The sequence below is a fragment of the Muricoccus harenae genome (assembly GCF_009848505.1).
In the GTDB taxonomy this organism is placed as follows: Bacteria; Pseudomonadota; Alphaproteobacteria; order Acetobacterales; family Acetobacteraceae; genus Roseomonas; species Roseomonas harenae.
Map to the genome: position 1 here is coordinate 95,493 of NZ_WWDL01000011.1, position 21,483 is coordinate 116,975.

General features: G+C 69.1%; 21 protein-coding genes. 12 read left to right on the forward strand and 9 right to left on the reverse strand.

Annotated elements, in window-relative coordinates:
• Positions 1-31: 31 nt before the first annotated feature.
• Positions 32-1,009, forward strand: coding sequence for a Bug family tripartite tricarboxylate transporter substrate binding protein (locus GSE44_RS10240; protein ID WP_159348696.1), 978 nt, complete (start codon positions 32-34; stop codon positions 1,007-1,009).
• Positions 1,010-1,049: 40 nt separating this feature from the next.
• On the opposite strand, the gene GSE44_RS10245 is transcribed toward GSE44_RS10240, so the two are convergent.
• The 4 genes from GSE44_RS10245 to GSE44_RS10260 form a co-directional block, all read right to left on the reverse strand.
• Positions 1,050-1,856 carry a GntR family transcriptional regulator gene (locus tag GSE44_RS10245; protein ID WP_159348697.1) on the reverse strand — a complete coding sequence of 269 codons (807 nt, stop codon included), beginning with the start codon at positions 1,854-1,856 and terminating at the stop codon, positions 1,050-1,052.
• Between the two features lie 209 nt (positions 1,857-2,065).
• Positions 2,066-2,653, reverse strand: coding sequence for a DUF4286 family protein (locus tag GSE44_RS10250; RefSeq protein WP_159348698.1), 588 nt, complete (start codon positions 2,651-2,653; stop codon positions 2,066-2,068).
• A 12-nt stretch (positions 2,654-2,665) separates the two neighbouring features.
• Positions 2,666-3,442 carry an alpha/beta fold hydrolase gene (locus GSE44_RS10255; RefSeq protein ID WP_159348699.1) on the reverse strand — a complete coding sequence of 259 codons (777 nt, stop codon included), beginning with the start codon at positions 3,440-3,442 and terminating at the stop codon, positions 2,666-2,668.
• Positions 3,435-4,217, reverse strand: a complete 783-nt coding sequence (locus GSE44_RS10260) for an alpha/beta fold hydrolase (RefSeq protein WP_159348700.1) — start codon at positions 4,215-4,217, stop codon at positions 3,435-3,437. Before GSE44_RS10260 ends, GSE44_RS10255 begins: the two co-directional genes overlap by 8 nt.
• Positions 4,218-4,629: 412 nt before the next feature.
• On the opposite strand from GSE44_RS10260, the gene GSE44_RS10265 reads away from it, so the two are divergent.
• From GSE44_RS10265 to GSE44_RS10280, 4 genes are read left to right on the forward strand one after another with little or no spacing between them, the layout of a single operon-like run.
• Positions 4,630-5,601 carry an amidohydrolase family protein gene (locus GSE44_RS10265; RefSeq protein ID WP_201306017.1) on the forward strand — a complete coding sequence of 324 codons (972 nt, stop codon included), beginning with the start codon at positions 4,630-4,632 and terminating at the stop codon, positions 5,599-5,601.
• A 22-nt stretch (positions 5,602-5,623) separates the two neighbouring features.
• Entirely contained in the window at positions 5,624-6,172 is a 549-nt protein-coding gene (locus GSE44_RS10270) for a carboxymuconolactone decarboxylase family protein (RefSeq protein ID WP_159348701.1), read from the forward strand.
• Positions 6,169-6,942 (forward strand): SDR family NAD(P)-dependent oxidoreductase, encoded by a 774-nt coding sequence (locus GSE44_RS10275; RefSeq protein ID WP_159348702.1) that lies wholly within the window; start codon positions 6,169-6,171, stop codon positions 6,940-6,942. Before GSE44_RS10270 ends, GSE44_RS10275 begins: the two co-directional genes overlap by 4 nt.
• Positions 6,939-7,769, forward strand: a complete 831-nt coding sequence (locus tag GSE44_RS10280) for a shikimate dehydrogenase family protein (RefSeq protein ID WP_235924699.1) — start codon at positions 6,939-6,941, stop codon at positions 7,767-7,769. Before GSE44_RS10275 ends, GSE44_RS10280 begins: the two co-directional genes overlap by 4 nt.
• A gap of 28 nt (positions 7,770-7,797) precedes the next feature.
• On the opposite strand, the gene GSE44_RS10285 is transcribed toward GSE44_RS10280, so the two are convergent.
• Positions 7,798-8,985 (reverse strand): MFS transporter, encoded by a 1,188-nt coding sequence (locus GSE44_RS10285; RefSeq protein ID WP_159348703.1) that lies wholly within the window; start codon positions 8,983-8,985, stop codon positions 7,798-7,800.
• Between the two features lie 419 nt (positions 8,986-9,404).
• On the opposite strand from GSE44_RS10285, the gene GSE44_RS10290 reads away from it, so the two are divergent.
• Together GSE44_RS10290 and GSE44_RS10295 are read left to right on the forward strand one after the other, a co-directional pair.
• Positions 9,405-10,922, forward strand: a complete 1,518-nt coding sequence (locus GSE44_RS10290) for a serine hydrolase domain-containing protein (protein WP_159348704.1) — start codon at positions 9,405-9,407, stop codon at positions 10,920-10,922.
• A 62-nt stretch (positions 10,923-10,984) separates the two neighbouring features.
• Positions 10,985-12,565, forward strand: a complete 1,581-nt coding sequence (locus GSE44_RS10295; RefSeq protein WP_159348705.1) for an ABC transporter substrate-binding protein — start codon at positions 10,985-10,987, stop codon at positions 12,563-12,565.
• A gap of 27 nt (positions 12,566-12,592) precedes the next feature.
• On the opposite strand, the gene GSE44_RS10300 is transcribed toward GSE44_RS10295, so the two are convergent.
• The 3 genes from GSE44_RS10300 to GSE44_RS10310 form a co-directional block, all read right to left on the reverse strand.
• Complete coding sequence (locus GSE44_RS10300; RefSeq protein ID WP_159348706.1) at positions 12,593-13,825, reverse strand: hydantoinase/carbamoylase family amidase; 1,233 nt, start codon at positions 13,823-13,825, stop codon at positions 12,593-12,595.
• On the reverse strand, positions 13,825-14,706 hold the full coding sequence (locus GSE44_RS10305; protein WP_159348707.1) for an alpha/beta fold hydrolase: 882 nt from the start codon (positions 14,704-14,706) through the stop codon (positions 13,825-13,827). Before GSE44_RS10305 ends, GSE44_RS10300 begins: the two co-directional genes overlap by 1 nt.
• 269 nt (positions 14,707-14,975) lie before the next feature.
• Entirely contained in the window at positions 14,976-15,686 is a 711-nt protein-coding gene (locus tag GSE44_RS10310; protein WP_201306018.1) for a GntR family transcriptional regulator, read from the reverse strand.
• Between the two features lie 653 nt (positions 15,687-16,339).
• On the opposite strand from GSE44_RS10310, the gene GSE44_RS10315 reads away from it, so the two are divergent.
• From GSE44_RS10315 to GSE44_RS10330, 4 genes are all read left to right on the forward strand, one after another.
• On the forward strand, positions 16,340-17,068 hold the full coding sequence (locus tag GSE44_RS10315) for a GntR family transcriptional regulator (protein ID WP_159348709.1): 729 nt from the start codon (positions 16,340-16,342) through the stop codon (positions 17,066-17,068).
• 30 nt (positions 17,069-17,098) lie between these two features.
• Entirely contained in the window at positions 17,099-18,463 is a 1,365-nt protein-coding gene (locus tag GSE44_RS10320) for an FAD-dependent oxidoreductase (RefSeq protein WP_159348710.1), read from the forward strand.
• 31 nt (positions 18,464-18,494) lie between these two features.
• On the forward strand, positions 18,495-19,466 hold the full coding sequence (locus tag GSE44_RS10325) for a Bug family tripartite tricarboxylate transporter substrate binding protein (protein ID WP_159348711.1): 972 nt from the start codon (positions 18,495-18,497) through the stop codon (positions 19,464-19,466).
• Between the two features lie 239 nt (positions 19,467-19,705).
• Positions 19,706-20,122 carry a Bug family tripartite tricarboxylate transporter substrate binding protein gene (locus tag GSE44_RS10330; RefSeq protein ID WP_159348712.1) on the forward strand — a complete coding sequence of 139 codons (417 nt, stop codon included), beginning with the start codon at positions 19,706-19,708 and terminating at the stop codon, positions 20,120-20,122.
• Positions 20,123-20,132: 10 nt separating this feature from the next.
• On the opposite strand, the gene GSE44_RS10335 is transcribed toward GSE44_RS10330, so the two are convergent.
• A complete protein-coding gene (locus GSE44_RS10335) occupies positions 20,133-20,933 on the reverse strand; it encodes an IclR family transcriptional regulator (RefSeq protein WP_159348713.1) in 801 nt (266 codons plus the stop codon).
• 204 nt (positions 20,934-21,137) lie between these two features.
• On the opposite strand from GSE44_RS10335, the gene GSE44_RS10340 reads away from it, so the two are divergent.
• A complete protein-coding gene (locus tag GSE44_RS10340; protein WP_159348742.1) occupies positions 21,138-21,482 on the forward strand; it encodes a VOC family protein in 345 nt (114 codons plus the stop codon).
• Position 21,483: the final 1 nt, after the last annotated feature.

Here is a 21,483-nt window from a genome sequence, read left to right on the forward strand (position 1 = left end):
CCGCTGGACAGGAAACGGGAGGAACAACGACATGAACAGCATCGGACGCCGCGGAGCCCTTGGCTTCGCCCTCGCCACGCCTTTCGTCAGCCGGGCGGCGCGGGCGCAGGCCGACTGGCCCTCGCGCCCCCTCCGCTTCGTCGTGCCCTTCACGGCCGGTGGCGGTGGGGACACCTCGGCACGCGCCCTTGCGGCTCGTACCAGTGAAATCCTCGGCCAGAACATCGTCATCGAGAACCGCACCGGCGGCAATGCGGTGGTGGCCGCCAACTCCGTGCTGCAATCCCCGCGCGACGGCTATTCCTATCTGGTGGATGCCGCCAACCAGATAACCAACCCCTTCCTCGTCCGCGACCTGCCCTTTGACTACAGGACCGCCTTCGTTCCGGTGACCATGACGGCGCGGTTCCCGCAGGTGGTCGCGGTGCGGCACGATTTTCCGGCGCGCAGCATCGGGGAGTTCATCGATTACGTCCGCGCGCGCCCCGGCACCGTCTCCTGCGGAACGCCGCCTGCGGCCGGTGCCGGCCATCTGGCGCTGGAGCTGCTGCAGCAGCGGGCCGGCATCCGCCTCCTGCACGCCCCCTATCGCGGCGGCGCCGATGCGGCGCGCGACATCACCGGCGGGCAGATCGATTCCGTCATCCTCACCAGCTCCACCATCCGCGGGCCCGTCCAGGCCGGGAAGGCACGGGTTCTGGCGATGACGAGCGCCGAGCGCAGCCCCGCCTATCCGGACACGCCGACACTGGACGAGAGCGGCTATCCCGGCTTCGAGATGGATGACTGGAACGGCCTCTTCGCCGCCGAGGGCGCGCCCACCGGCATGCTGCCGAAGCTATTGGCCGCCATGAGCCAGGCCGCGCGGGACCCGAATGTGCAGGCCCGCATGGCGCCGCTGGGCACGGTGCTGGTCATCAATGACACACGGGATTTCAACCGCTGGCTCATCCGCCAGCGCCAGGTGGTGGAGGAGGTCATCAAGACCGCCAACATAACCCTCGGCTGACGCTTTCCCGGGCCCGCTTCCGCGGATGGGGAGCGGGCCGTTAATCCGGCCGTCCGTTCCGGCGCCGGCCGGCGGGCGGCTCCGCTGCGGGGCCACCGTGGTCATCGTCCAGCATCCGCTCCAGCTCCCGCAGTGCGCCTAGCACATTCGCGGTCACCAGCGCAGCGGCCAGCTGCGTGTCCCGGTCCTCCAACGCACGCACCAGCATCGTGTGGTCGGCGATGGAACGCCGCACCCGGCCCGGATTGGCCAGTGTCATGCGGCGGAAGCGGAGGCTGCGCAGCACGAGGGAATCCAGCGCCCGCTGCAGCGTGCGATTGCGTGAAATCTCGCTGAAGCGCTCGTGGAAGCGGACATTGCCCCAGTAGTAGCCGTCCCGGTCTCCCGTTTCCGCCGCCACCTGCATGCGGCCGGCGATGTCGCGAAGCTCCTCGATCTCGGCTGCCGTCGCATGCTCGCCCGCCTCCTTCGCAGCCAGCGCCAGCATCGCCGCGCGCACGCGGTAGATTTCGCGGATCTCGGTGCGGTCATACTCCGCCACGCGCGGCCGGCGCCGGGGCGGGATTTCCACCAGCCCTTCCTTCTCCAGGATGGCCAATGCCTCGCGCGTCGGCGTGCGGCTGGTCCGGAAGCGCCGCGCAAGTTCCACGGAGTTGAGGTCGTCGCCCGGCGCATGGACGCCGTCCAGGATCTCCGCGCCAAGGGTGCAGGCGATCTCCGTCACCAGGGAGGGACGCTCGTCGCTCTGGGGCAGCACCCGGCGGATGATAGCCTGGAAGCGCTCGAAATTTCCGGGGGGCGAGGCCGCCCCGTCGCCCCGCGGCGCGGCCTCAGGTTCAGCTTCCATTGCCGCCCAGCGCCGCGGCGTCCGGCCTCGCTGCCCCGCGGATCGGAGGCATGGCCGGGAAATGGTTTGCCGGCTCCACCATGCCACCGGCGGCAGGCCGATCGGCCGCCTGCCCGAACCGGGTCGTTCTCATGCCAGCTCCTCGCCGTCTCAGGCGCCTCCTGTAGCGAAAAACGGGAAGGCGAGCCAAGCGGCGCCAGAAGGGCGTGTCAGAAGGGCGTGTAGGTGTTGACGAGGTCCAGCGCGTCGGCCGCTGCGCCCAGAGAAGACAGTTCGAACGGCTCCGGCAGCGGCACCCTCGCCTCCACGACGGCCAGTACATCGGCACCCTCCGCGCCGGAAGAGTCGACGAGGATACGGAGTTGCCGCACCTCCGGCCGTCCCTCGAAGATACCGCGCAGGCTGGTGGTCAGCGCCTCCACCGCGCTTCCGTCCAGCCCGCGGAAGCGCAGTACAGAGACCCGCGCGGCGCGGCCGGTGACCCGGTCTCCCGGATAGGTCTGCTCGCCCGCGTGGCGCTGCACCCGCGCCCGCGCCGTCACGCGCTTGGTCCAGGGACTGGAATTATCGTGCGCCACGCGGAGATAGGCGGGTGAATCCATCACCTCTGGCGCCTCAAGGTCGTAGATCGCGAGGAAGCGCGGCGCGGGGCCGGTGCTCACATAGCGCAGCCCGGTCAGGAAGCCCGGAACGGAAAGCCGCTCCGGCACATGCTCAAGGTCGTACCAAGCGTTGAACTCCTCCTCGAAGGCCGGGGGCGGGTTCATCAGGACCAGCAGGAAACCCTTCTTCGCCATTATTTCTTCCTCTCACGCCTGCAGCACCGGCCCCAGGAAGGCCAGCACCCGCTCCGCGAAGCGCGTCGGCTGCTGGTAGGGCAGGAAATGCGCGCCATCCTCGTCGATCTCGAGCCGGGCGCCGGGCGGTAGCAGCGTGCGCACCGCCTCGGCCTGGGCGACCGGCAGCAACAGGTCGTGGCGCCCGGCCACCAACAGCACCGGGCAGCGCACATGTGGCAGGTCGGCGGTTGCGTCAGCTTCAGCGAAGCCCAGCACGGCCTCGGCATAGGCTTCCGCATCCTGGTCCGCGAAGGCATCCAGATAGCGTTGGTAGCGTGCGTCGCGCGGCTGCGCCTCGAAAGCGCGCTTGACGGCGGCGGGGAGGATCGCGGCCATCCCGCCGGTGCGCACGGCCTCGGCGCGCGCCTTCAGCATCGCCCGCGCCGCTTCGGCACTGCGCGGCGTCGGGTTGGACAGCACCAGCGCCGGCATACGGTCCGGATGGCGCGCCGCATAGGCCGCCGCGATCATCGTGCCGACGGCGCAGCCCACGGGGATGACGGCTTCGATTCCCAATGCCGCCCGCAACGCCTCCAGATCCGCCACATGCCGGTCAAGTCCCGGCGCGACGCCCCGCGGCGAGGCTCCGGCCGAGCGCAGATCCATGGCAAGGCAGGTGAAATGCGGGCGCCATGCGGGCAGGCAGTCATCCCAGAAATCCAGCGCGGCGCCGAGTGGATGGATCAGCAGCAGTGCCGGCGCCCTGGCCGCAGCGCCCAGCAGCCGGTGATGCAGCAATTCAGCCACCTGCACCCTCCGCGCCGAGCAGGAAGCCGGCGACCGCCGCCGCATAGGCCGCGGCGCATTCCACCTGCATCATGTGCGGGGCGCCGGGCAGCACGAGGAAACGCGCACCGGGGATGGGTTGGGCCACCGTTGCTTCGGAAACGGCAGCGGGTGTCGCGACATCCCGCTCCCCCGCGATGACCAGGGTCGGGACAGCCAAGCGTGCGAGATGCGGCGTCGCATCCAATCCCGCAATCGCATGCCACCCGGCCGACCAGCCCGCCACATCCTGCTCCAGCAGATGCCGGCGGACCTGCTCAACGGCGGGATTGTCGCGGAAGTCCTCGTTGAACCAACGATCCAGAGTCGGGGCCACCACCTCTGCCATGCCGCCGCGCTCCGCCATCAGGCCGCGCTCGCGCAGCATGGGCCGCGCCTCCGCCGCGAAGGTGCCGCCGCAGCCGCAGGGGATAAGGGCGGAGACGAGATCCGGATGCCGCAACGCCAGCACCTGCGCCACCATCCCGCCGAAGGACAGCCCCACCACGGCCGCCGGCCCACCGCCGGCATGGCGGATGGCGGCGGCGACATCATCTGCATAATCCTCGATCGGCCGCGGCCGCGTGGCGGCGGGGGACCGGCCATGCCCTGCCAAGTCCAGCGCCAGCACGCGGCGCTGCCCGGACAAGGCGGATGGGAGCGGGCCCCAGAAGCGATGATCGAGACCAACGGGATGCAGCAGGACGACGAGCGGACCATTTCCCTCCGCCGCGCCATGCAGTGAGATCGCGCTCACTGCCGCAGTTTCCGGAAGCGCCTGGCGTTACACCTGCCAGGGACCGCGATGGCAAGCATGGCCCTTGCGTCGATCTCCACCCGCATGACGCCCCCTTTGTCGACACTTCCGAGAATAATTACGGACCTCGCCGGTTTCCGGACTTAGGAATGGTCATGCCCCCGGTGTCAAGCTTGACCTCATTCTCAGGCGATACTCGACTGCAACCGGGGATGTGATTTTGATCGCCGCAGTGACGAATCTGCTCGCCCCATGGCACAGAAGTGTCGACAGTATAGCAAAAATCCCATAAGCTCTTCGCCAAAGCGACGTCCAGATCCGGGAGGCCCGTTCCCTGCTTTCCAGCACACGCCCGGCCACGGCCGTTCAACACCCGACGATCCGTCCCGAATGGCTCGCACGTCACCAGGAAGTGGCGCTTGAACCTGATCTGCCGATCATCGACGCGCATCACCACCTCTGGGATCGTCCCCGCACTCCCTACCTCCTCGAGGACTTCCTGGCCGATGCGGCCGGTGGCCATGACATCCGCGCCAGCGTCTTCATCGAATGCGAGACGTCCTACCGCAGCGGGGGCGACGCGCTGCTCCGCCCGCTGGGAGAAACCGAATTCGTGGTCGAGGCCGCCGCCTGTGCCGCGGCCCGCCCGGCCGGGCCGCGTGTCGCCCATGGTATCGTCGGCTTCGCTGAATTGCGTGCCGGCGCTGCCATCCGCCCGGTGCTGGAAGCGCAGATCGCGGCAGGCGCCGGGCGCTTCCGCGGCGTCCGCCATATCGCCGCCTGGCATGCGGACCCGATGGCGCGCGGCTCCGTCGCCACGCCGCCGCCGATGCTGCTGCTGGATCCCGCCTTTCGCGAAGGCTTTGCCCAGCTCGCCCCGCTTGGCCTCAGCTTCGACGCCTGGATGTATCACACCCAGCTCGCCGAGCTGCGCGACCTGGCCGATGCCTTTCCCGAGACACGGATCGTGCTGAACCATGTCGGCGGCCCCATCGGCATCGGCCCCTATGCCACGCGACGCCGGCACGTCTTCGCCGCATGGTCGGATGCCATCCGCGGCCTGTCCCATTGCCCGAACCTGCACATCAAGCTTGGCGGCTTCGGCATGCGGCTCTTCGGCTTTGGCTTCCACGAGGGCGCGGACCCGCCCGAATCCGCGCGCCTCGCCGAGGCGTGGCGCCCCTGGATCGAGACCTGCGTGGAAGCCTTCGGCCCCGCACGCTGCATGTTCGAGAGCAACTTCCCGGTGGACAAGGCGAGCTGCGGCTACACCGAGTTGTGGAACGCCTTCAAGCGGATAACCGCCAACTGGCCGCCGCATGAACGCGCCGCGCTGTTCCATGACACTGCCGCCCGCTTCTATCGGCTTGGCAGCGACACCTAGCCCAGGCGAAAAGGAGACTCCGTTGGCGAGGCTTCCCTATCTGCAGCGCGGCGATCTGCCGCCGGAGCACCAGGACCTGCTGAAGCGGGACATCGCGATCAACCAGGTGCTCGCGCATAGCCCCGGCGCGGCGCGTGCCTTCAGCGACCTGGGCATGTTCATCCGCCACCGCAGCCGCCTCGATCCACGCCTGCGGCAGCTGGCGATCATGCAGGTCGGGTGGTCGGCGCGCAGCCCCTATGAATGGTCGCACCACGTGCAGATCGGCCGCGACTTCGGCGTCTCCGATGCCGATATCGCAGCCCTGGCAGAGGAGACCGAAGGGCGCGGGAGCGGGCTTGAGCCGCTCGCCCGGCTTGTGCTGCGCGGCGCGCGGGAGATGTGGGTCGGTCCCGGCATGTCCGCCGACACATTCGAGGCATTGCGTCCTCATCTGGACAATGAGTGCCTGACCGACCTGATTGTGACGATCGCCTATTACTGCGGCGTGGTCCGCATCCTCGCGACGCTGGAGGTGGATGTGGAGCCCGAGTGGAAGCCATTCCTGCACGAATTCCCGCTGCCCGGATGAGCACCGCGATTCAGGAGGAGGTCACGCCTTCGCCGCTGCCGCCGCCCGGCACGCGCCTTCTCGTCACTGGCGGCGCGCAGGGCATCGGCCGCGCCGTCGCGAATGCTTTCCACGCCCGCGGCGCGCGCGTCTGCGTGCTCGATCTCAGCCCGGTGCCGGATGCGCCGGAGGGGTGGATCTGCGCCCGCGGGAGCGTCGCCGTGGCCTCCGAGGTAGAAGCGGCCTTCGCGCGCATGGACGAAGCCTGGGGCGGCGTGGATGTCGTCCATGCCAATGCCGGCTTCTCCATGAACAAGCCGACGCTGGAGCTGACAGAGGAGGAATGGCGCCGCACGGTAGAGGTCAACTTCACCGGCGCCTTTCTCACTGCCCAGGCCGCCGGGCGGCGGATGGTGCGGCAGGGATCGGGCCTCGTCCTCTTCACCGCCAGCCTCTACCACGCGGTCGGCGGGGCGGAGCGTGCGGCCTATTGCGGCACCAAGGGTGGCGTCGCCAACCTCGCCCGTGCCCTGGCCTGCGAATGGGCGGAGCATGGTGTGCGCGTGAACGCCCTCGCCCCCGGTTATGTCGAGACGGCGCTCGTCTCCGATCTGCTGGCGCGCGGCAGGCTGGACGGGGCGGCGATCGCTCATCGCTCACCACAACGGCGCCTGGTGCAGCCGCGCGAGGTGGCTGCGATGGCGCTGTTCCTCGCTTCCCCCGCCGCCTCCAGCGTCAATGGCGCGGTGCTTTCCGTGGATGGCGGCTGGACCGCCAATGGCGCGCCGTGACGGCGGCGACGGTGCCCTTGCGGGAACGGGCCTCCATCAGCGGCCGCACGCGCGTCCTCGTCATCCTCGCTGATCCCATCGGCCATGTGCGTACGCCCCAGGCGCTGAACGCCCATTTCGCCGCGCTGGGCCACGACGCCGTGCTGATCCCGGTGCATGTGGGCGCGGAGGACCTAGCCCCCATGGTGGAGGGGTTGCGGCGCATGCGGAACCTGGACGGAATCATCGTCACCGTCCCACATAAGGAAGCCATCGCGCGGCTCTGTGACAGGCTGACGGAGGGCGCGCGGCTGGTCGGCGCAGTGAATGCGATCCGGCGGGAGCCGGATGGGAGCCTGACCGGAGGGCAGTTCGATGGCGAAGGCTTCGTCGCCGGGCTGCGCGCCGCCGGCCATGCGCTGGATGGAAAGAGGGTTCTGATGGCCGGAGCCGGCGGCGCGGCGGCGGGGATCGGCTTCGCCCTGCTGCGCCATGGCGCCGCATCCCTGACGCTGCACAACCGCTCCGCCGCCCGCGCCGAGGGCCTCGCGGAGCGTCTCCGGGCTGCCTTCCCGGATGCGGCCGTGGCGATCGGCGGTCCCAATCCCGTCGGCCATGACATCGTCGTCAACGCCACCTCCCTGGGGCTGAAGCCGGGCGACGCCCTGCCCGTCGACGCCGCGGGGCTTGCGCCGCCGATGCTCGCGGCCGAGGTGGTCATGGAGCCCGAGGTGACGCCCTTCCTGGCCGAAGCGGCGCGGCGCGGCTGCGCCACCCATGGCGGCCGGCCGATGCTGACGGAGCAGATCGCCATCCTCGCCCGCTTCGTGCAGGGTGAGGGCGACTGAACGCGGAACTCCTCCCGCTGACCGTCGCTTAGCCCGCCTGCCGCACCCGGCTGCCACGCAGCAGCGCGATTCCCACCACGAGCGCTGGAAGTGCGCAAAGCATGAAGCCGATGCCGTGCTGGCCAGTGGAGCCGAGAAGAAGCGCGTAGATTATCGGCATGGCCAGGGCCCCGACCTGTCCGATGGACAGTACGCCGCCCGTGGCGGCGCCGCGCATCCCTTCGGGCGCCAGCCGCGCCGTCTCGGCCAGCAGCACGCCATGCCAGGACATGGCCGTCGCGCTCAGCCCGAGCGCAGCCAAGCCGATCAGCAGCACAGGCCAGCCGGGCCCGTAGAGCCCGACCGCGATGGCGCTCACCGCCATGCCAAGCGCCAGCCCCCCCAGCAGCGTGTGCGGCGGGATGCGGCCGCTACCGAGCCAGCCCCAGAGGATGCGACCCGGCACTGCGATCAGCATCGCCATGGAAAACACGAAGCCGGCGGTCGCCAGCCCATGCCCGAGGCTCGTCAGATAGACCACGAAATAGGCGGTGAACACGGTCTGCACACCATTGAAGGCGAAGCAGGCAAGGGAGAGGTTGCGAAGATCGCGTCGGCCGGTGACGACGGTGAGCGTCGTCCAGAAGTCCGAGAACTGGAACGCACGCGTCGGCACGCGGTCGGAGTCGAATTCGTTGCGCAGCGGCTGCAGCATCAGGGCAAAGGCGAGGCAGGCCGCGCCGGCGGCCACCAGCGTGCTGCGCCAGCCCGACCACTCCGTTAGCAGCGGCCCCAGCAGCCCCGCCAGCAGCAGCCCTGCCGGCACCGCCGTCTGCTTGATGGAGAAGACCAGCGGAGCCGAGCGCGGCGGCGAGTAGCGGCCGAGCAGATGTGAGCTTGCCGGGGTGGAGATGGCCGCGCCGCCGCCGCCGATGATGGCGGAGAGCGCGAAGAATGCCAGCGGCCCCACCGCTGCGGCCGCTAGGCCGAAGGCCAGCATCACCAGCGCCACCTGGCTCATCCGCAGCGCGCCGTAGCGCACGATGAAGCTGCCGCAGCCGAGCTGGAAGGTGAGCGAAGCCAGCGAGGCCATGCCGACATAGACGCCGAGCCAGGCCGCTTCCAGCTGCAGCTCTGCAATGATCGGCGGCGCGATGATGGGCGGCAGGCTCTTGCCCAGGGCCGCGAAGGTCTGCTGCATGAACATCGCGCCGAGGGCGAGAAGGAGAAGGCTCATCCGGCTGTCGCCGCGCATCAGGCCCGACCTGAGCTGCGCGATGGAACGGCCTGCGCGGCTGCCATGCTCAGGCCCCTCGCCTGCGGATCCTGGCCGGCGCTGTGGCCGGCAGACTGCAGATGGAGCCAGTCATGCGGTTGTTTCCCTGATCGCCGCTCAGCCAGGGCCCCGTTCGGGTGACCACGCGGTGCTGTCATTCTTCGTTCGAGGAAGGCTGCGGCCCGTATCCCTGCCTGTCAACGCAGCGCGGGCAGTGAAAGTGCCGCGGCACCGCCTCGCACACGCGGGCGATTCTGCTCCACCGCGTCGAAATTTCGCGCCAGCGGAGTCTTCGCAGTAAGGACCGCAGTGGCGAGCGGCGTTCGCGCCGCTCAACGTGAACACGGCCCGGCGCCGCCGCGACCAGCCAGGATCCCGCCATGACCCATGCCGACCTTTCCCGTGGTGCCGCCACCGCCGCCGCCATCGCCGATGCCTGGTCCGGGGAAGGCGGCCCAGGCGGCGCGATCGTCCTTTTCGACGGCACCGGCCCGCGCGGCGCGGCTGCGGGTGGCTTTGCCAGCCTGGAGCACGGCATTCCCTTCACCCCCGCAACGCCGAGCCGATGGGCCTCCATCAGCAAGCAGTTCTGCGCCGCCACGACCCTGCTGGCTGGCTTCGACCTGGCCTCGCCGCTCGGCAGCCTGGTGCCGGACCTGCCCGGCACGCTGGCGGCGGTGCCGCTTGAACACGCGCTGGACATGACCGGGGCCATTCCGGATGTCATGGAGACACTGTGGCTGCTCGGCCTTCCCTTCACCGCTAGCCTGTCCGAGGCCGAGTTGCTGGCCCTCTGCCGCCGCCTGCCCGGCACGGGCGGCCCGGCCGGGGTGGAGATGGCCTATTCCAACACAGGCTGGCGGCTCGTCGCCGCGGCCTTCGCCGCCGGGCGGACGGAGAGTTACGAACAGGCACTGCGCCGCCTGGTGCTGGGGCCGCTGGGCCTGGAAGAGGTCGGCTTCCCTGAGGACGAGGCCACTCCCGTGCCCGGCATGGCCACGCCCTATTGGCGGGATGGCGCCGGCTGGCGGCGCGGGCGCTACGGGCTGCACTACTCCCCCTCCGGCGGGCTGGCCGGTAGCGCAGAGACGCTGGCGCGCTGGGGCTCGGCCCTGCTGGCAGGGCGGGGGCCGCTGGCGGGCATGCTCGACCGCCTCTCAGCTCCGCGCCGCTTCCCGGACGGCGCGGAGAGCTTCTACCGCCTCGGCCTCTCCACCCTGGAGCTGGACGGGCTGGCGCTGGTGGGGCATGGCGGCTCGCTGCCCGGGGTGAAGACGCATATCCTGATGGCACCCGCCCTCGGCTGCGGTCTTGCCCTCATCTCCAACCGCGAGGACACGGACCCGCTCTGGCTCGCCCTGCGCGTGATGGCGGCAATGACCGGCCGTGCCCTGCCGCAACCCACCGCACTTCCCCCCGGCCGCTACGCCGAGGCCACGGGCGAGGCCTGGGCCGAGGTTGAAGGCGAGACGATCACCTTCATGGGCGTGGCCGACCGGCTCTTCGCCTCCGGCGATGGGGGCGCACGGACCCTGCCGGCCTATCTGGAAGCGCGGCTTCGCGCCGCGCCGGATGGCGCGATCGAGGGCCGGATCGGCGGTGTCCTCCGCCGGCTCCTCCCCGTACCGGAGAGCACGGCGCTGGATCCCGCGCTGCACGGAATGTGGCGCAACGATGCCTTCGGCGCCTCGCTGGAGGTGCGGGCGGACGGAACCGCGCTGCTGCCCGGCATCCATCCGCGCGAGGCCTGCGCGCTGCGGCCCTTGCCCGGTGGCCGCGCCATCACAGACCGGCGCCACAGCCCCTGGCGCGCACAGCCACTGCTGTGGCTGCAACCGGACAAATCGCTGCGCCTGGTGGCGCACCGCTCGCGCGTCCTGAACTTCCGGCGCGGCTGAGGCGATTGGCGGGCGGCGCGGGGCGTGCTGCACTGGCGCCATCCATGCGAGGGACATCGCCCATGACTCCGCGCCGCCTGCTGCTCGCTTGCACCGGCCTTGCCGCCTTCCTTGCCGGACAGGCAGCGGCGCAGCCGGCGCCGAACCGGGTGCTGCGCGTCGCGCCGCATGCGGATCTGCGCACCCTTGATCCCGTGGTCGCCTCCATCGTCATCACCCGCATGCACGGGCTGATGATCTACGAGACGCTTTTCGCCTGGGATTCGAAGCTCAACCCGCATCCGCAGATGGCCGGGCGGCACGAGATCTCGGCCGACGGCCTCACCCACACCATCGGGCTGCGCGATGGGCTGCGCTTCCATGACGGACAGCCGGTCACGGCGCGCGACGTGGTCGCTTCGCTCGAGCGCTGGATGGCGCGCGACACGGTGGGCGGCAAGCTGAAGGAATATGTCGCCGGGTTGGAGGTGGTGGATGACCGCACCATTGCCCTGCGCCTGAACCGGCCCGTGGGCGTCGTGCCCTTCGCGCTTGGCTCCGCCGTCGGCATGATCCCGGCGATCATGCGCGAGAGCGACGCGCGCACCGATCCCCACCGCCCGGTGACGGAGACCATCGGCTCCGGCCCCTTCCGCTTCAACCGCGGCGAATGGCGCGCCGGCGCGCGCGTGGTCTATGACCGCAACGCAGATTACGTGCCGCGCCGCGAAGCGGCGGACGGGCTGGCCGGTGGGCGCGTGGTGAAGGTGGATCGCGTCGAGTGGCAGATCATGCCCGATGCCGCGACGGCGGCCGCCGCCCTGCAGACCGGCGAGATCGACATCTGGGAGCAGCCGGCGCAGGACCTGGTCTCCACCATCTCCCGCTCCCGCGACATCCGGGTGGAGCGCTACACCAGCCTGTCCAACCAGGTGATGCTGCGGCCCAACCACCTTCACCCGCCCTTCAACGACTCCCGCGCGCGCCTCGCCCTCGCCTATGCGACCGACCAGGCCGACTTCCTGGCTGCCGGCTATGGCGACGAGCGCTGGTGGCGGCGCTGCGGCTCCTATTTCATCTGCGGCAGCCCGAACGGCACCGAGGCGGGCAGCGAGCCCTATGCGCGGCCCAATCTCGATACCGCCCGGCGCCTGCTGGCCGAGAGCGGCTATCGTGGCGAGAAGGTCGTTCTCACCACCTCCTTCGACATCGCGCCCATCGGCCGCATGGCCGAGGTGGCGGCGGCAAGGTTGAAGGAGGCGGGCTTCAACATCGACATGCAGGTGTCGGACTGGGGCACGGTCACCACGCGGCAGCAGAATCGCGGCACCATGGCGGAGGGCGGATGGAACCTCTTCGTCACCACTGCCTCGGGCGCCACCATGCAGTCGCCCATCACGAATATCGGCACGAATATGAGCTGTGACCGTGGCTGGGCAGGTTGGCCCTGCGACGAACAGGCGGAGCGGCTGCGCGCGGCCGTGGTGGATGCGCCGGACGATGCCGCGCGCCGGGCCGCGACCGAGGCGCTGCATCGCCGGCTGGCCGAGATGCAGCCCTATCGCGTGCTCGGGCAGTTCGATCAGCCCTATGCCCGGCGCAGCAACATCTCCGGCGTGCTGGATGCGCCGGTGATGCTGTTCTGGAACGTCGAGAAGAACTGACGGCCGGGCGGGGTCGCGGCGCTCCGCTCAGCCCGGTTCCGGCAGCGCCAGCCCTGCCGCGACCTCGGCCAGCACGGCCGCACCGGCCGCGACATGCTCGGGCTTGGCCCATTCATGCTCTGCGTGGCTGACGCCATCGCGGCAGGGGATAAAGATCATCGCGGCCGGGCAGAGCGGGGCCATGTGGCGCGCGTCATGCCCTGCCGCCGAGAGAATGGGCATGGCGGCATGGCCCAGCGCTTCGGCCGCCGCCGCAATGCGTGCGCGTAGCCCCGCATCGAAACTGTTGGAGGGCGCGTCCACCAGCCGCGTCACACGCACGGCGCAGGGTGCGGCATGGGCCTCGGCCAGTTCCTCCAGCCGCGCACCGAAGGCATCCAGCGCGGCGTTCTCCGGATGGCGCAGATCGATACGGAAGGTGACGCGCGCCGGCACGACGGAGGGCGCGTTCGGCTCCACTCGCGCCATGCCGATGGTGAACTTCACGATGGAATCCGCCGCCCCCACTTCACGGAACATCGCATCCGCCACGCGGGCAAAGGCAGCCAGAGCGTCGCGGCGGTCGGCCATGTCGAGCGTGCCGGCATGGCCCTCGGCGCCCTCCACCACCATTTCCCAGGTCTTCTTGCCCTGGATGCCGGTGACAATGCCGATCGGTGCGCCACGCTGCTCCAGGATCGGGCCCTGCTCGATATGGGGTTCGAGATAGAAACCGATCGGAAAGCCGAGCGGGCGGTGCGGCAGCTGCGGAAAGGCGGCGTGCAGCGCGCCCAGTGCTTCCGCCACGCTGGTGCCCGCGGCATCCCGCGCGGCCAGGATCTCCGCCAGGGGGCGCACACCGGCAAAAGCTTCCGAGCCCATCATGCCCGGGGCGAAGCGGCTGCCTTCCTCGTTCATCCAGGCCACCACGGTCACGTCGCGCGCCGGGACGGTACGGAGGCTCTCGGCGGCCTCCAGCGCGGCCAGCACGCCGAAGGCGCCATCGAACTTCCCGCCAGTGGGCTGCGTGTCGATATGGCTGCCCATCACCAGCGGCGGCAGGCTGCGGTCCAGCCCCGGCAGGGTGAGGAACAGGTTTCCGGCCGGGTCGGTCGAGGCCTCCATCCCGGCGGCCTCCGCCCAGCCGATCACCAGGCGCCACACCTCGATCTCGCCCGCCGAAAGGGCCTGGCGGTTCACGCCGCCGGCTGAGGTGGCGCCGATCTCGGCCAGCGCCATCAGCCGCCCCCAAAGGCGGTCCGGATCGATGCGCGCCGCCATCACTTGGTCTTCATCACCTGGCCGGACAGGGCGCGCGGATCGCGCACCTTCCAGGCATCCGCCTCCACCTGGGCGATGAATTCGGCGAGCAGGGCGTTGAAGGCGGCTGGCTCCTCAAGGTTCAGCGTGTGGCCGGTCTTCGGGAAGATCGAAAGACCGCAGGCGGGAATGGTTTTCTTCAGGAAGATGCCGGGCTGCAGGCAATGGTCGTCCTCATCGCCCACTACCACCAGCGTCGGCACCATCATTCGCTTTAGCTCATCCTCCAGGTCCCAGAAGGAGGGGCGGCGGGCCTGGACGCCGCGCATGGTCATCGCCGCGCCAATATCGGAATGCGTCGCCAGCCGGTCGACGAATTCCTGCCAGCCGCGCGGGTCCTTGTTCTGGAATTGCACGCGCGAGGCGCCCGAGCCGTAGATCGGGGCGAAGGCCTTGGCGCCCATGGTCTGGAACTGGTCCGCCACTTCGCGTGAGACGCCACGGAAGTATTCCTCATGCTCCTTCTCGCAACCATAGCCTGCGCCGGCGACGGTCAGCGACAGAGCGCGATCCGGGTGGCGAAGGCCGAAATGCACGGTGCAGAAGCCGCCCATGGAAAGGCCGACGATATGCGCCTTGGCAAGGCCCAGCCCGTCCAGCACCGCGATGGCATCGGCCACCGCGATGCCCTGGGAATAGCGCTCCATGTCGTCCGGCACATCGGAGGGCGGGTAGCCGCGCGCGGCATAGGTGATGCAGCGGTGCCGGCGCGCGAAGAAGCGCAGCTGCGGCTCCCAGCTCTCATGATTGCCGCCGAACTCATGGATGAAGAGGATGGGCGTACCCTCCCCGACTTCCTCCACATGAAGCTGGACCTGATCTGTCGTTGTGATGCGGGGCATGGGGATGTGCCTCCTCAGAATTGTGGTGGCAGGTGGATGAGGGAGCGCACTTCGGCGGTGCCGGAGAGAGCGTCGCGGAAAGGCGCGGCTTGCTCTGCGTTGGCCTTAATGAGGCAGTCCCCGGCGCCCTGGCGCTTCATGATGCCGAGCCGAAGGAGGCCGATGGTTCCGGAGGCGCCGTGACGAGGCCAGGCTTGTCGGTCAGGTAGTGCTGCACGGGAGGCTCCAGGTCTTCGTATGCAAACTTCAGCAATTTGCATACCAATCCTTCACTCGAAGGCCGCGATGAAGTCCAGCAGGTTGTCCCCCAGCAAGGTCAGATGCGCCCGCATCGATGCATGCGCGCGATCAGGGTCGCGCGCGATGATGGCCTCCATCACCTCGGCATGCTCACGGATGGTATCGCCGATGCGGCTGGGCATGCGCGTCACGCGACGGCGATAGGCGGCCACGCGGTTGCGCAGCTTGCGCGTCTCCTCGGCCAGGAAGGCGTTGCAGGACGCCTCGTAGATCGCTTCGTGAAATTCCTGGTTCACGTCGTAGAAGGCGTCCGGCCCATCGGCGGCGGCGGCCTCCAGCCGCTGGTGGATTTCCCGCAACCGCTCAATCTGGCGTGGCGCGATGCGGCGGGCGGCAAGGCGGGCACAGAGCCCTTCCAGCTCCCCCATCACCTGGAACATCTCGATCAATGTGTGCACGCCGATACTGCGCACCATGGCCCCCTGACGTCCGCGCAGCTCCACCAGCCGGTCTGCTGCGAGCAGCCGGAACGCCTCCCGCACCGGCGTACGGGAGACGCCGAAGCGCTGCGCGATCTCCTGCTCGTCCAGGCGGCTCCCGGGGTCGAGCACGCCATCGGCGATCTCCGCCTCCAGGCGGCGATGCAGCGCGGCCGCCAGCGTGTCACCCGGCGATACGGGAAGCGCGCCCGGCTCCACAACTGGTGCGGTCAGCACGGCCGGTTTGATCGGTTTAACCATCTGCGGACATGTCCGGACTTCCTGTGTTGAGCACCCCCGAGTAAGCGGTGGCTTTCCATGCACCGGGATAACAGCGGGCATCCCGCTCCACGCGGTGCGCCCTGAGCATCAAACGGCCCATGTGGCTGGCTGGTCCCCCTCCCAAGCAATGACCAAGGAGGCTACCCAATTCGCCACGACATCAGCCGCGGCGCCAAACACCCACTCTCCTGCCGCCCGGCGCGCTCGATCATCGGCCTTCATTATCCCTCACGTGCAGACCGGGGCATCGACCGGCATCCTCTCTACCTGCTCTACCCGCCGTGGACGGACAGCCGCTGCAGCATGCGTGCAAAGAACATGCCGATGTATACGTACTTCGTCCCGGCCCGCCAAAGCCTCACTCGACGAGAGAAGCCGCGGCGGCCTGAACTTCCTCATCGCCTGCTTGGATTCCCGGCCATCTTGCGGAGGAATGATCGGAATCCGGGCACAGCGTATGCAAACCTTGGCTCCAGAAGCACAAGGCTGGATTCTGGCTTGCCTCGATCCGGCTCACTCCAGGCCCACGCTCCAGCCTGAGAAGGATCCTGGAACTTTCTTCGGCTCGTCAAATCGGATTTGACAGCCAAGGATGTCTTTGCCATGCAGGTCTGCATACAGGTCTGGATGTTATGCTCGATACAGAGACTGCCCCCCTCTACCAACTGGCCTATGAACGGATCCGCGACATGGTCGTGGAGGGGCGGCTGCGCCCTGGTGAGACCGTCTCGGAAGTGCAGCTTGCCGATAGGCTCGAGATCAGCCGGACACCGGTGCGGGAGGCGGTCAAGCGCCTCGTCGGGCAGGGGCTGCTCGAAATCACGCCCCGGGGGCTCAGGATCTTCCGCCCCACGGCAGAAGATGTCGCGGAGGTGTATTTCCTCCGCGCCGCCATCGAAGGCGCCATCGCCCGCACAGCCGCGATGCGGATCACGGCGGACGACCTCCGCGCCCTGGGCGAAATGCATGCGGAGGGCGAGCGGGCTGCGGAGCGCAGCGACGTGCCTGCTCTCGTCGAGCTGAACGGACGGTTCCACCAGATCATCGCCGCAGCCTGCGGCAGCGGGCGCGCGAGCGCGGCACTGCACTCGCTCGACCCGCTGGTCGCCGCCTACCGGCGCCTCTCGCTCCTCTCCGCCGAGCACCAGAAGCGCTCCGTCGCGGAGCACGGGCTGCTGGTGGGCCTGCTCGCCCGGCGGGACGGCGCGGGGGCGGAGGCGCTGATGCGCGACCACATCGCGCGGGCTGGCCGCCGCGTCGTCGAGGCCGTGCAGCAGATCGAGCCCGCAAACACCCCGGCGGGGGGCGGGCAGCTCCTCAACCTGGACATCCTCGTAGGTGTGACAGACCGCACCGGCTGACGCGCCGACTGAACGAAATCGGGAGGAAGCATGACGAACGATCTGCATTATGACGTCGCCATCGTCGGCGGCGGCGTGACCGGCGTGGCGGCGGGCGTCGCCGCGGCGCGGGCCGGGGCTCGCACCGTCGTACTCGAGCCGCGCCCCTTCGTCGGCGGCAATGCCACCACCGGGCTCTGCCTGCACAGCTTTCTCACGCGGGACATGCGCCAGACCGTCTTCGGCATCGCGCAGGAGGTGGTGGACCGGCTGATCGCGGTGGGCGCAGCCGTGGGCCACATCCCCTATGGCGGCTTCGTCAGCGCCGTGACCCCTGTGGACGGCGACTGGTTCCGCATCGTCGCGGCGGAGATGCTCGCCGAGGCGGGCGCCCAGGTGATCTATGGCGCGAGCGTGGTGGAGGTCGAGCGCGATGGCGCCGCCATCACCGGCCTGGTCACCGCGATGAAGGGCGGGCTGCGCATTGTCCGCGCCGGATCCTATGTGGACACCAGCGGCGACGCCGACATCGCCGCCTTCGCCGGCTGCCCGACCCGCAAGGGAGAGACCGGCACGGGCAAGATGCAGCCCGTCTCCATGCTGATGCACTTCCACAACGTGGACACGCAGCTGATCGCCTCCACCCTCGGCGAGGTGGCGCCCGCCATGGCCACCCGGCCGGACCATCCCGATCCCATCCCGGTCTACTTCAACGGCACCTTCAGCCGCTGGAACGACGTCATCGAGCGCGAGGGCATCTTCCCGAACCGCGACCACAAGGTGTTCTTCAACACGGTCTGGCCGACCCGCGTGAACGTCAACACCTCCGCCGTCTTCGGCGTGGATGGCACGGACCCGCTGGCCATGTCCCGTGCGATGCAGGAGCTGACGCGCCAATGCGTGCGTGCCGGCAACTTCCTGAAGCGCCACGTGCCGGGTTTTGAGGATTCCTACTTCACGCCGCAGGTCGTCGCCGGCGTGCGGGAATCCCGCAACATCATCGGGCAGTACGAGCTTTCCAAGGAGGACGTGCTCGAGGGGCGCAAGTTCGGCGACACGATCGGTCAGATCTGCTTCCCCGTGGACATCCACCACCCGGATACCGGCCAGGCCTATTTCGTCGATATCGGCGATGACGGCGCCTTCGACGTTCCCTACCGCTCACTGCTGCCGCAGGGCGTGGAGAACCTCATCGTCGCCGGCCGTTGTCTTTCCGCGACGCATTTCGCGCATGGCGCCACACGCAACATGGCGCCCTGCCTGGTCACGGGGCAGGCCGCGGGCGTCGCGGCTGCCATGGCCGCCCAGCGGAACACGCCGCTGTCCCAGCTCGATGTCGGCGATCTGCAGGATCACCTGGCGAAGGACGGCGCCTATCTCGGCCGCGCCTTCGAGAGGAGCCACGCCATCGTGTGATTTCACGGTTCAACCGAGGAGGAAACACAAGATGAAACGTCGCACGGTTCTGGCCGCGGGGGCAGGAGCGTTCCTGCCCCTGCCCCTCGCTGCCAACGAAGGCGCCTGGCCATCCCGCCCAGTCCGGATGGTGGTTCCCTTTCCGCCGGGCAGCGCGTCGGACACCCTGGCCAGGGGCATCTCCGCGAAGATGACCGATGGGCTGGGCCAGCCCATCGCGGTTGAGAACCGTCCCGGCGCGGGCGGGACCATAGGAACGGATGTCGTCGCCAAGGCGCCCGCCGACGGCACCACCTTCCTGCTCGCCACGGCGGCACATACCATCACCGCCGCGACCTATCCGCGCCTCCCCTTCTCGGCGAAGGGCGACTTCGTCCCGATCACCCGCCTGATCTCGACGCCTCTCGTGCTCGTCGTGCATCCCTCCATGGAGGCCCGCAACCTGCAGGAGCTGGTAGCCCTTGCGAAGCGGTCACCCGGAAGCATCAGCTTCGCTTCCTCAGGCAACGGCACCTCGCACCAGATGGCGAGCGAGTTCCTGAAGTCGCTTGCGGGCATCGACATTCTGCACGTGCCTTATCGCGGCAGCGCGCCGGCGCAGATCGACCTCGTCGCGGGCCGCGCGCAGATGATGTTCGACAATATCGTCGCGGTGATGGGCCATGTCCGGGCGGGCAGGCTGCGGGCCCTGGCTGTCTCCACCCCCGAGCGCTCGGCGATCCTTCCGGATGTGCCGACCGTCGCAGAGTCCGGCTTCCCCGGCTTCGAGGTCTCCGCCTGGTTTGGCCTCATGGCGCCGCAGGGCACACCGGACGCCATCGTCGAGCGGGTGGCCGAGCTGGCGGGAAAGGCGGTCCGCTCACCCGATCTCTCGGAGCGGCTGGTCGCGGAGGGTGCGATGGTGCTGGCAGAACGGCCGGCTGAGTTCCGGCGCTTCCTCGACGCCGATTTCCAGCGGTGGGAAGTCGTGGCGCGCGAAGGCAATCTCCGCATCGCCGAATGACGGCGGAGGCGGCATTCTTTGCCGCCTCCCCAAGCACGGTCTCCAGTTGCACCGCATCCGGGGTGATCCGCAGGAGGGCGCCCCAGAGGAATTTTGGCGCCTTCCCACCCTCAACCCTGGCCCGCTCACATCGCGTCCCACGGTCGATGCGGGCCGAAGACTGACGGCACATCCCGCCAGCTTCGTGGCAAGAATCCAGATCGCCCGTTTGTACGGCGCAACGAGTTCGCGATACCGTCGTGGAAGGCCACTCCACTTTCCGCAAGCCTGCTCGCACCCTGGATCTTGTGGACACGCCCTCCATCCTCGCACCGATGCATGAGGCGGGATCGGTGCGGATCATCTTCGTCACCACCGAGGCGCGGGTGGCCCGCTTTCGCGATGTGCCGACCGCCAGGGAAGTCGGGCTCGGCGACTTCAAGGCACATTCCTGGTATGGGATCTACGCCCCCGCCGGCACGGCCCGGCCGATCATCGACCGCTTCGCCCAGGCCATCGAAACGGCCCTTGCCGATCCCACCCTCGTCGCCCGCTTCGAGAGTTTGGGCACGCCCGTGATGCGCGGCTGGACGCCTGAGCGTTTTGACACCAATCTGCGGGAGGAGATCGCCTTCTGGGTGCCGCTCGTGCGCGCCTCCGGGGCGCGGGCGGACTGAAGTCCCGCCATCATAGCCCGCCCGCCTGCGGCGCAGGGCCGCCTGATATCCCGCCCAGCGCAGCAGTCCCTGCGGAGGCGCATCCAAGCAGCGCCGCCATGTGAGCACTGCCGGATTCCGTCGCCAGCGCGCTTTCCGAATCGATGATGCTCAGTGCGAAACGCATTGTGCCACTCCAGTCCCAGGCCGGTGCAGCGGCCGACACATAGCCGGTGCCGTCGTGGCGCCGGACCACCACGAAGCCCTCGCGCCGCATCTCTTCCCGTGCGGCCTCCACAAAGGCGGCCGCCGTCATCCCCGCAACGCGGGCAGCCGCTGCCTCGCGCTCGATCAGCGGCATGGTGACATGCTGTGGGAGGCAGGCCGCGAAGGCCTTTCCCGCCGCCGTCGACATGATCGGCAGCAATCCCGTGCGAAGCTCATAGGCGGCCCGCCGGTCGCCCTCCTGCTTGAACAGGCTCACCGGGCCGTCCTGCGTCCAAACCGTGACGGCCGCGCTGTGCCGAGTGATGTCCCGTAACGCCGTCACCTCGCGCCGCATGACCTCGAAGCCGTCCATCTGCTGGATGGCCCGCATGCCCAGGGCGACGGAGGCTGGCCCCAGCCGGTAATGGCCCGGCTTCTCATCCGCCGCGGCAAGCCCGGTGCGCACGAGGCTGACAAGATAGTTGTTCGCCGCGCTCGGCGTCATGCCCGCGCGGGAGGCCACCTCCTTCAGCGGCATCGGTCGCGGGCTTGCCTGCAGCGCCGTCAGGAGGCGGAAGGCCACCTCCACCGACTGGATCCCGCGGCGGGCCTCCGCTGCGCTCACCGGAACCCTCCACACAAGGCGACGCCCACATGTTGCAGCATCGTTGACATCCTGCTGGTGAGCCATCACCATACAACATACAGTAATTGATTCAATAATATTGAATGCCTTTGAACGCTAGTGTCACCCGGCACTGGCTTCGGGGATGAAGAAGCCTCGCGGGAACGCGCGGAACCAAGGAACGGAGGAAAGCGCGTGCCCAGGATGCAGAGCGTCTACACCGTCATCCGCGACATGGATGCTGCCGAGCGATTCTATGGCGCGGCCCTCGGCCTCTCCCCCAGCTTCCGTGACGGCGAGCGCTGGTGCCAGTTCCGCCTCGGCAACACGAACTTCGCCCTGAGTTCCATCGAAGAGGCCGCGCCCGGCGCGGCGGGCAGCGTCGCCGTCTTCGAGGCCGATGATGCCGCCGAAGCCGAGCGCCGCGTGCGCCAGGCCGGCGGCGGGATCGTGGCACGGCGCGACATGGGCTCGCATGGCGCCGTCCTCACCTGCGCTGATCCCGAGGGCAATCTTTTCCAGATCTTCTCCAGGACCGCGGCCGGCTGAG

Bases quoted from the DNA above. Each gene is read 5' to 3' on its own strand.
- GSE44_RS10240 (WP_159348696.1), top strand. From the start codon at position 32: ATGAACAGCATCGGACGCCGCGGAGCCCTTGGCTTCGCCCTCGCCACG.
- GSE44_RS10245 (WP_159348697.1), bottom strand. From the start codon at position 1,856: ATGGAAGCTGAACCTGAGGCCGCGCCGCGGGGCGACGGGGCGGCCTCG.
- GSE44_RS10250 (WP_159348698.1), bottom strand. From the start codon at position 2,653: ATGGCGAAGAAGGGTTTCCTGCTGGTCCTGATGAACCCGCCCCCGGCC.
- GSE44_RS10275 (WP_159348702.1), top strand. From the start codon at position 6,169: ATGAGCACCGCGATTCAGGAGGAGGTCACGCCTTCGCCGCTGCCGCCG.
- GSE44_RS10285 (WP_159348703.1), bottom strand. From the start codon at position 8,985: ATGAGCCTTCTCCTTCTCGCCCTCGGCGCGATGTTCATGCAGCAGACC.
- GSE44_RS10290 (WP_159348704.1), top strand. From the start codon at position 9,405: ATGACCCATGCCGACCTTTCCCGTGGTGCCGCCACCGCCGCCGCCATC.
- GSE44_RS10295 (WP_159348705.1), top strand. From the start codon at position 10,985: ATGACTCCGCGCCGCCTGCTGCTCGCTTGCACCGGCCTTGCCGCCTTC.
- GSE44_RS10300 (WP_159348706.1), bottom strand. From the start codon at position 13,825: ATGGCGGCGCGCATCGATCCGGACCGCCTTTGGGGGCGGCTGATGGCG.
- GSE44_RS10305 (WP_159348707.1), bottom strand. From the start codon at position 14,706: ATGCCCCGCATCACAACGACAGATCAGGTCCAGCTTCATGTGGAGGAA.
- GSE44_RS10310 (WP_201306018.1), bottom strand. From the start codon at position 15,686: ATGGTTAAACCGATCAAACCGGCCGTGCTGACCGCACCAGTTGTGGAG.
- GSE44_RS10315 (WP_159348709.1), top strand. From the start codon at position 16,340: ATGCTCGATACAGAGACTGCCCCCCTCTACCAACTGGCCTATGAACGG.
- GSE44_RS10320 (WP_159348710.1), top strand. From the start codon at position 17,099: ATGACGAACGATCTGCATTATGACGTCGCCATCGTCGGCGGCGGCGTG.
- GSE44_RS10325 (WP_159348711.1), top strand. From the start codon at position 18,495: ATGAAACGTCGCACGGTTCTGGCCGCGGGGGCAGGAGCGTTCCTGCCC.
- GSE44_RS10340 (WP_159348742.1), top strand. From the start codon at position 21,138: ATGCAGAGCGTCTACACCGTCATCCGCGACATGGATGCTGCCGAGCGA.